Genomic DNA, 8,328 nt, shown 5'->3' on the forward strand with positions numbered 1-8,328 from the left:
ACCAATGCCTCTAGGAATTATATCTTAAAGTCTTATACCTCATATTTAGGTTATGAAAATTAATTCATTTAGGTATATCATAAGGTATCTTATTTCATGCATAAAAATTATGTCAGCAACAGAAACAGAAATTATGGTACCTAAACGCCAGAGTTTGCTACGCTCAACGACCTTGGTTTCAGTCATGACCTTCATTTCACGTATTGTCGGTTTTATACGTGATATGGTGCTTGCCAATTTTTTTGGTGCTCAAGCAGGGATGGATGCTTTTTTTGTGGCGTTTCGTATCCCTAATTTTATGCGCCGTCTTTTTGCAGAAGGAGCTTTTGCGCAAGCTTTCGTTCCTGTACTTGCTGAATATCAAAAAACACGCTCTCCGAATGATGTGCGTGTTTTCATTGCACGCATTGCCGGATATCTGGGTTCAATTCTGAGTGTTGTTACCTTAATCGGAATATTTGCCGCACCCGTGATAATCTTTTTATTTGCCCCTGGCTTTAGCCATGACAGCAGCCGTGCTGTATTGGCAACAGAAATGTTGCGTATTACTTTTCCATTCTTGATGTTGGTTTCGCTAACAGCCATGGCTGGAGCGGTATTAAATACCTATGGTTATTTCGCCATTCCTGCATTTACGCCCGTATTATTAAATATCTGTATGATTCTTGCTGCGTTTTATTTATGTCCTCATTTGCCAAGACCCGTTGTAGGATTGGCTTGGGGAGTGTTGATTGCCGGTATTGCGCAATTGCTTTTTCAAATCCCTTTTTTGCATCAACGCAATTTATTGGTAAAGCCTAGATTAGTGAGAAATGATGAAGGGGTTAATAAAGTTCTAAAGCTCATGATCCCCGCTTTATTTGGTGTTTCTATTGCTCAACTTAATTTAATGGTCGACAGTATTTTTGCATCCTTTTTAAAAGTTGGTAGCGTGTCTTGGTTGTATTACACCGATCGTCTCACTGATTTCCCATTAGGTGTTTTTGGCGTGGCGATTGCAACAGTGATTCTCCCACATTTATCTCGGAGGCATGCGGAACAAAGTATCAGCCAGTTTTCAAGTGCGTTGGATTGGGGACTGCGTTCTATTTTACTCATAGGAGTGCCAGCAGGTCTGGGGTTGTGTTTATTTGCTTTACCTCTGATCTCAAGTTGTTTTGCTTATGGCAAATTTACTGCTTATGATGTGATTCAGACACAAAAAAGTTTAATTACTCTTGGAGCCGGTGTCCCTGCTTTTATGATGGTAAAAGTATTGGCTTCAGGGTTTTATGCACGACAAGATATCAGTACCCCAGTTAAAGTGGGTGCAATTTCGATGGTGGTTAATACCTTATTATGTTCTGTATTTGTTTGGCACTTTGCTCATGCGGGTTTGACGTTAGCTTCGGCATTAGCAGGTTATGTCAATTGCGGCACTTTGTTAATCCTACTGATTAAACGTGGCGTGTTCAAACCTTCCCCTGGATGGTTAAAATACTGTATGCAATTACTCTTAGCCAATGCAGCCATTAGTCTCTATTTAATTTTAATGAGTGGAACAGTCAGCTATTGGCTCGGGTTTTCTCCAGTAATGCGTTTAGGCATATTATCCGCTCATGTAGGTGTTGCTGTGGTAATATATCTTTTAGTTTTGGGATTAACCGGACTCAGACCCGCTCATTTTCGTGGCCAAGTGAAGGAATAAAAAAATGCAAGCAAGATTATTTTATGAGACTCAGAGTGATAGAGCTATTCCTCTTTATTTGATGTCACAAGATCAATGGGAAGAAGGGATGAGCCTGTTTACACCTGCAGAACAAAATTGTCTTGCTTTGCATCAATTCCAAGGAAAAATAGGCGACTCTTGTTTTATGCAGAATGCAGATGGATTAATCGATAAAGCGTATATTGGTACAGGAGATGGAAATCAGGTTCAGGCTTTAGCTAATGCAGCACTAGTTCTCCCACCGAATATTTATCAAGTACAAGGAAGATGTTCTCAGGAAGCAACAATGAATTGGGCTTTGGCACAATATCGTTTTGATGCTTATAAAAAACAAGAGATAAAACCGCGTATTTTAGTAGTTCACCCAGATGATTGGAATGCTCTTTTGGCCTTAACCCAAGCGCAATTTTTAGTGAGGGATTTGATAAATAAACCGACTAATGATTTAGGACCCAAACAGTTAGCTGAAGTAGTGGAGCAATTAGCAAAAGCACATGAAGGGCAATTTAAACAATGGGTTGGCGATGAATTACTAAAAGATAATTTCCCAGCAATCCATGCCGTTGGGCGTGCTTCCAAATCAGCACCTCGCTTGTTGTCCTTAACTTGGGGGGATGAGAAAAACCCTCGTATTACACTGGTTGGAAAAGGGGTTTGTTTTGACAGTGGGGGGTTGGACATTAAATCCGCTTCGGGCATGCGATTAATGAAAAAAGATATGGGGGGCGCAGCCCATGTGATCGGCCTTGCGCAATGGATTATGACTCGTAATTTACCCGTGCGCTTGCAAATGCTTGTACCTGCGGTAGAAAACGCTATAGGACCAGATGCATTTAGACCAGGTGATGTCTTAACCATTCGTAACGGCTTAACCGTAGAGATTCATAATACAGATGCAGAAGGACGTTTAGTTTTAGCTGATGCTTTAGTCAAGGCATGCGAAGAGCAGCCTGAATTACTGATTGATTTTGCTACGTTAACAGGAGCGGCAAGGGTTGCAGTCGGTACCGAAATTGCGGCCTTATTTACCAATAAGGATCAATTGGCTGCCGAAGTGACGGCAGCATCATATCAAGCAGCTGATCCTGTCTGGAGATTACCTTTATTTGCTGCATACGAAGAGCTGCTTCGTTCAAATGTGGCTGACTTGGCTAACTCCAGTGATCATCCTTATGCTGGCGCTATTGTAGCTGGATTATTTCTTCAACGTTTCGTGTCCAAATCCATACCCTGGATGCATTTTGATATTATGGCTTGGAACTTAGGGAGTAAACCAGGCAAACCTGAAGGTGGTGAAGCGATGGGATTGCGTACGGTTGCAGAATATTTGTTACGTGTTTATGGATAGTTGTCTTGTTCCATGCAACAAGACATCGATCATTCCAATAAGGAGATTTTATGTTAGTGACGTTTCATACAGATGCTTACGAAGATATTACTTATTTTGCAGATGTAGCTAAAAGTCTGCTTTCTTTAATGGGGCATAGTGGTACGGTTCCAGGGGCGATTAAAGCAGAAAATCTTCCTGAGGCTTTGGAAAAGTTACAGTCTGGGCTGAGCAAAGAAAACAAAATTGCTGAGGAAGATGAAGAAAATGAACCTAAAATAAGCTTAGCAAAGCGCGCTATTCCCTTAATAAGTTTGCTGCAAGCTGCGATAAAAAAAGATAAAGATGTGCTTTGGGATTAATGGTCTTTATGATTTTTATAGCCTGGTTGCAAGCAACCAGGTTGTGCTAATCTAAACTACTTCACTTCAATCTGATGCGTATGTAATTCGCAACCTTTCGCTCTATAGTCCCTATAATGGATGCGACTCTGTTCTTTATCCGCTTCTGCGTTAATCACGATTTCCATAACGCGCTTAAATTTCCGGTAAAACTCAGGAACATGACTCGAAAGATTCAATAAAATATCATTAAAACCTCTTGGCTCACCTTCATAACCAATTTGTATTGGGGGCGGTGGTTCTGGTCCTTCACCTTGTAGGTTATGTGGGATAAAACTGTCTTCTTTGAAAGTCCATAACAGCTCATCCAATATCTCAGCATCCTGCTTGTTATTGCATAAGACATAAACTTTATGCCCTTTAGCATAAGCTTTTTCCAAAAGACGACAAGCAACCAGCCAACGTGCATGGTTCTGGTCGCTCGCTAATAAGTAAAAATCAACGCGAATTAATGGCATGGCGTATTATTTGAGTTAATAAAGGAACAGGTCTTCCCGTAGCATTACGATTTTTACCGAAAACCCAGGCTGTACCGGCAATGTCTAAATGGGCCCAACGATACTTTTCTGTAAAGCGAGACAGGAAACACGCAGCTGTAACACTACTTGCAGTACGATCAAAATTTGCATTGATCATATCGGCTAAAGGACTATCAAGCGCATCTTGATACTCATCATCCAAGGGCATACGCCAGACACGATCATTGCTGTCTTTAGCGGCTTTTTCGATGAGCTGTGCTAATTCTTCATCTTGGGTCATAAAACCGGATGCTACCGTTCCCAATGCAACAATAATGCCGCCGGTAAGGGTTGCAACATCGATGACGAATTCGGGTTGATACCGCTCTGCATAAGTTAGCGCATCTGCTAATACGAGGCGACCTTCGGCATCAGTATTGATAATTTCAACAGTTTGTCCTGACATGCTGGTGACAATATCGCCTGATTTAACGGAAGTACCACTTACCATATTTTCAGCACTGGCAATCAAGCCGATTACATGAATGGGAAGCTTCAGTAACGCGCATGCTTTTAGAGCACCTAATACACTAGCAGCCCCTGACATATCATATTTCATTTCGTCCATAGCATTGGCAGGCTTGATGGATAAACCACCTGAATCGAAAGTAATTCCTTTGCCTACTAGAATAATTGGGGGAGTATTTTCTGCCCCTTTGTAATGTATGTCTATAAGTCTTGGTGGCTGGGCTGAACCTTGAGCGACTGCCAATAAAGTTTCCATGCCCATTTGACGCATTTCTTCTGGCCCCATCACTTTGCAACTCATCTCTTGTGCAAATTCTTTGCATAACTGTATTGCTTGTTCGCCTAAATAAGTCGGGGTACAGATATTAGCTGGCATGTTCGCAAGATTACGGGTTAATTCCACACCCGCAGCGATGGCGTGGCCTAATTTTAATCCCTCATCACTGGCATTGGGTAAATAAAAGGTTACAGAGTCTAATTGATGGACTTTTGCCTTTTTCTTTTTAAAATCCAGTAATTGATACCGCTGATTATCCATTTGAATAATCATTTGTTCCAATTGCCAGTCTGCGGAATATTGGCTTATTTGCGGGAGGCATATTGTTGCACTCCGAACACGATGCTTGATTAATGCTACAGTAATCTCAGTGGTTCTTTTTTTTAGTTGCGAAGCGCTGAATTTAGCTTGCTCGCCGCATTGAATGATTAATAATGTCCCATGCAGATTATGATGCCATTGTATATCACCAGCTTCAGACGTTTTCTGAATCAGCTTGCTAATTAGGCCGTGGTTTTCTTTATCCAAAGCCTGAGCAAAATCAGACAAATCCGTATCAGAAAATACGCCAAGTACAAGACATTCGCTGGTTGATAACGTGGGGTTTTGTGTTAATTGATATTTCATTTTTTATTATCCTAATGTCTCGTGCCGCCTGAAGTATGGCGAAAACCGCCATCATTCATAGCGAGGGATTTCCTCGCCATAGTTTCGTTTTCCGATGGAGATCCCGCTGTCTCGGATACTGCTATGCTTCACCTAGGTTACAATTTACTTGCAGTTTACCTAAACTAAGTTTGGTTTTAAACAGGCATTTTACACTCTGTTAAGGGTTTTGTAGGTACAACAATTTGAACATTTATGCCTTTAATTGTTGGACTATTTAGCGCTTTTTCAAGATAGTCAATTAATGGTACTTCAACTACTTTGCCATATTCTGACGAAGCTTGCCGAAAATACAATTGTCCATCATGTCTAATTGCAAAACCTAAATGTGAAATATTTAATGCAGTGCCAATTTTTTGGCTTAGATCCCAGTTTGGTCTTACAATTTCAATGATTGCACCATGAGGAATTTGCGCAAATAAATACATATCGGGTTTATTATGTTTGGGAAATAAGGCAGTAAAGGGAAGGTAAGGGACTTTTTCTGAAGTAACTTCTAATCGAGCGCCTTTCTTTTTCAATTCTTCTAATCGCGCTTCTTCTTTTCCTTTATCGGCATCCTCTAGTCTAATTGTTTCAACCGTTTTATAGGCATACCAATTAGGTTTATTAATCACTGCCTCAGCGATTTGGGCGACTGGTTGATTATTTTTATCTTTAATCGTTAAGGTAATGTCTTTAAGTAGTCCGCTTTGCTGATTGTTTTGATTCCAATCTAAGCCTTGAAAATGATTTCGTTGTAGATAAGAAACGAGGCCATTTTTATAACGCATATTTTTTATGCATTGTTGAAACGAGGTTAGTGAATTGGCTAAAGCTAAAGACAGAACCGTGTTGACATAGGTATCGCAATCGAATGAGTCAACACGGTATTTAGGAAACTGATCATAGCGCGCTTTGGGACCTTCTCCTAAAGAACCAAGTAAATAAGGGATACCCAAAAATTGGCTACTAAACCAATCTATTCTATCAGGCATTGAAGTATTCGGCATGCTGCGTAGTCTATGGTATAGTTCTTCTATTGAGGAGTTAGCCTGTTTCTCAGTAGTATTTGAGTCAAAAGCATAACTTAAAAAAGAAATGAGGAAGCAGGTTACAAAAATCAAATGTTTTAAGGGAGTAAGTGTGCACTTCATCAGTTTTTTCTGTCTAAAGCCAAATAATGACTACATCTTAACCTGTTCCGGAGTATGGAGGCAAGAATGCTCAATATAATCTGGTTAGGAATGATACTGATTTCTGTAGTAGTTGGGGTGATTGAAGGACGGATTGATGAGGTTGCTCGTGCTGTTACTGACTCAGCCAAACTTGGTTTTGAAATTGCTCTTGGTTTGGCAGGAATCATGTCTCTATGGCTTGGAATTATGTCTATAGCGACCGAATCAGGACTAGTGACTTTATTAGGTAAACTTCTCAAACCGATTTTAAGACGGCTGTTTCCGGATATTCCTACAGAACATCCCGCAATGGGGGCGATCACTATGAATATTGCTGCAAATATGTTGGGACTTGCCAATGCAGCAACTCCATTTGGATTGCAAGCGATGAAAGAGCTGCAAACACTGAACCAGCATGCAAAAATTGCAACCAACTCCATGTGTACTTTTCTAGCAATTAATACTTCAAGCGTGCAATTAATTCCTGCTACCGCAATTGCATATTTAGCGGCAAATGGTAGCACTAATCCAAGTAGTGTCATTATCAGTTCTTTAATCGCCACTATCGTTTCTACTTTAGTTGCCATTATTGCCGTAAAGCAATTAGCGAAATTACCCATGTTTCGTGTTGGAAGGAAAGACAGCCTATGAGTGGATTCGCTAATCAGTTGTCTAATTGGATGCTTTTAATTTTTATTGTGGGTATTCCTTTATACGCTGCAATAAAAAAAATTAACGTTTTTGATGCATTCATCGTAGGCGCCAAGCAAGGATTCGATACGATTTTGAGCATTGTTCCTTATTTAATCGCGATGATAGTAGCTATTGGGATGCTGCGTGCTTCAGGATTTTTTGGTTTAATGGCCAAGCTGCTGGCTCCTCTTCTTGCCATGATTGGTATGCCTCCTGAAGTATTGCCCTTGGCTTTAATTCGACCTTTTTCAGGAAGTGCTTCAACAGGAATGATGGCCGAATTGATTCATCAGTATGGTGGAGACTCGTTTGTCGCCAAAGTTGCTGCCACGATGATGGGGAGTACAGAAACAACATTTTATGTGATTGCTGTTTATTTTGGTTCTATAGGAATTCGCCGAACACGACATGCCATTCCAGCAGGCTTATTAGCAGATCTTGCTGGAATCATTGCCTCTGTGCTCGTTTGCCGTTATTTATTTGGGTGATTGTACAGAGTCACTCAATAGAAAATTGCATTAAAAACTATCCAATTCTTGTTTTTTTCTTGCCTTTACTTTTACCTTTACTGGCGTAATTTGTTTTTTCGAGTGATTTCAAACGTGCAAACACACTCCGCACTTTCGCTTTAAATTGGGCCATTTCTCGCGCAGGAACAGGGGACGCTGTAGGCAGGTAGGTTGTTGTTGGATTTCTTGGTTGGTTATGAACATGAAGCTCATAATGGCAATGAGGACCTGTAGCCAGACCTGTTTGACCTACATAGCCAATTACTTGACCGCGTTTAATTCTGCTGCCTTTGGACAAGCCTTTGGCAAATCGAAGCATGTGTCCATATAGCGTACTGAAGGTTTTATCATGTTTGACTTCAATCATATTCCCGTAGCCATTGTGTCTACCAATATTGGCAATGACCCCATCACCAACTGATTGAATTGGAGTTCCAATAGGCGCTGCGAGATCAATGCCTTTATGTGCTCTTTTATAATGCAATATCGGATGGTATCTTGAAGAGGTAAAGGTTGAGCTTATATGACTGAACTTAATCGGATACCGTGAAAATGCTTTTTTAAAACTGTCGCCTTTAGGAGTATAGTAATCACGGTTACCATT

9 protein-coding genes (1 of these 9 running past the window's edge) are annotated in these 8,328 nt (G+C 40.6%); 5 read left to right on the forward strand and 4 right to left on the reverse strand.

Features of this window, described 5'->3' with window-relative positions:
* The first annotated feature begins 109 nt into the window (after positions 1-109).
* From murJ to ACF8MK_RS09000, 3 genes are read left to right on the forward strand one after another with little or no spacing between them, the layout of a single operon-like run.
* On the forward strand, positions 110-1,687 hold the full coding sequence (gene murJ / locus ACF8MK_RS08990; RefSeq protein ID WP_392536363.1) for a murein biosynthesis integral membrane protein MurJ: 1,578 nt from the start codon (positions 110-112) through the stop codon (positions 1,685-1,687).
* 4 nt (positions 1,688-1,691) lie between these two features.
* Positions 1,692-3,056, forward strand: coding sequence for a leucyl aminopeptidase family protein (locus ACF8MK_RS08995; RefSeq protein WP_392536364.1), 1,365 nt, complete (start codon positions 1,692-1,694; stop codon positions 3,054-3,056).
* A gap of 50 nt (positions 3,057-3,106) precedes the next feature.
* Positions 3,107-3,397: a DUF1840 domain-containing protein gene (locus ACF8MK_RS09000; RefSeq protein WP_392536365.1), complete on the forward strand. Its 291-nt coding sequence runs from the start codon at positions 3,107-3,109 to the stop codon at positions 3,395-3,397.
* Positions 3,398-3,453: 56 nt separating this feature from the next.
* On the opposite strand, the gene ACF8MK_RS09005 is transcribed toward ACF8MK_RS09000, so the two are convergent.
* From ACF8MK_RS09005 to ACF8MK_RS09015, 3 genes are all read right to left on the reverse strand, one after another.
* Complete coding sequence (locus ACF8MK_RS09005; RefSeq protein ID WP_392536366.1) at positions 3,454-3,894, reverse strand: DNA polymerase III subunit chi; 441 nt, start codon at positions 3,892-3,894, stop codon at positions 3,454-3,456.
* Positions 3,875-5,326, reverse strand: coding sequence for a leucyl aminopeptidase (locus tag ACF8MK_RS09010; protein WP_392536367.1), 1,452 nt, complete (start codon positions 5,324-5,326; stop codon positions 3,875-3,877). The genes ACF8MK_RS09005 and ACF8MK_RS09010 overlap by 20 nt, the downstream gene beginning before the upstream one ends.
* Before the next feature lie 176 nt (positions 5,327-5,502).
* Positions 5,503-6,501: an N-acetylmuramoyl-L-alanine amidase-like domain-containing protein gene (locus ACF8MK_RS09015; protein ID WP_392536368.1), complete on the reverse strand. Its 999-nt coding sequence runs from the start codon at positions 6,499-6,501 to the stop codon at positions 5,503-5,505.
* A gap of 66 nt (positions 6,502-6,567) precedes the next feature.
* On the opposite strand from ACF8MK_RS09015, the gene ACF8MK_RS09020 reads away from it, so the two are divergent.
* Both ACF8MK_RS09020 and ACF8MK_RS09025 read left to right on the forward strand, forming a co-directional pair.
* Positions 6,568-7,173: a nucleoside recognition domain-containing protein gene (locus ACF8MK_RS09020; protein WP_265703465.1), complete on the forward strand. Its 606-nt coding sequence runs from the start codon at positions 6,568-6,570 to the stop codon at positions 7,171-7,173.
* Positions 7,170-7,703, forward strand: a complete 534-nt coding sequence (locus tag ACF8MK_RS09025) for a spore maturation protein (protein ID WP_392536369.1) — start codon at positions 7,170-7,172, stop codon at positions 7,701-7,703. The genes ACF8MK_RS09020 and ACF8MK_RS09025 overlap by 4 nt, the downstream gene beginning before the upstream one ends.
* Before the next feature lie 37 nt (positions 7,704-7,740).
* Here the strand turns inward: ACF8MK_RS09025 and ACF8MK_RS09030 are convergent, their stop codons facing one another.
* Positions 7,741-8,328, reverse strand: the end of a protein-coding gene (locus tag ACF8MK_RS09030; protein WP_392536370.1) for a peptidoglycan DD-metalloendopeptidase family protein. Its footprint extends 903 nt past the window's final position; the window shows 588 of its 1,491 coding nt (coding positions 904-1,491); its start codon lies off the right edge, out of view — the gene reads right to left on this strand; it ends in the stop codon at positions 7,741-7,743.

Origin of the sequence: Legionella sp. 227, assembly GCF_043161935.1 — a bacterium.
In the GTDB taxonomy this organism is placed as follows: domain Bacteria; phylum Pseudomonadota; class Gammaproteobacteria; order Legionellales; family Legionellaceae; genus Legionella; species Legionella sheltonii.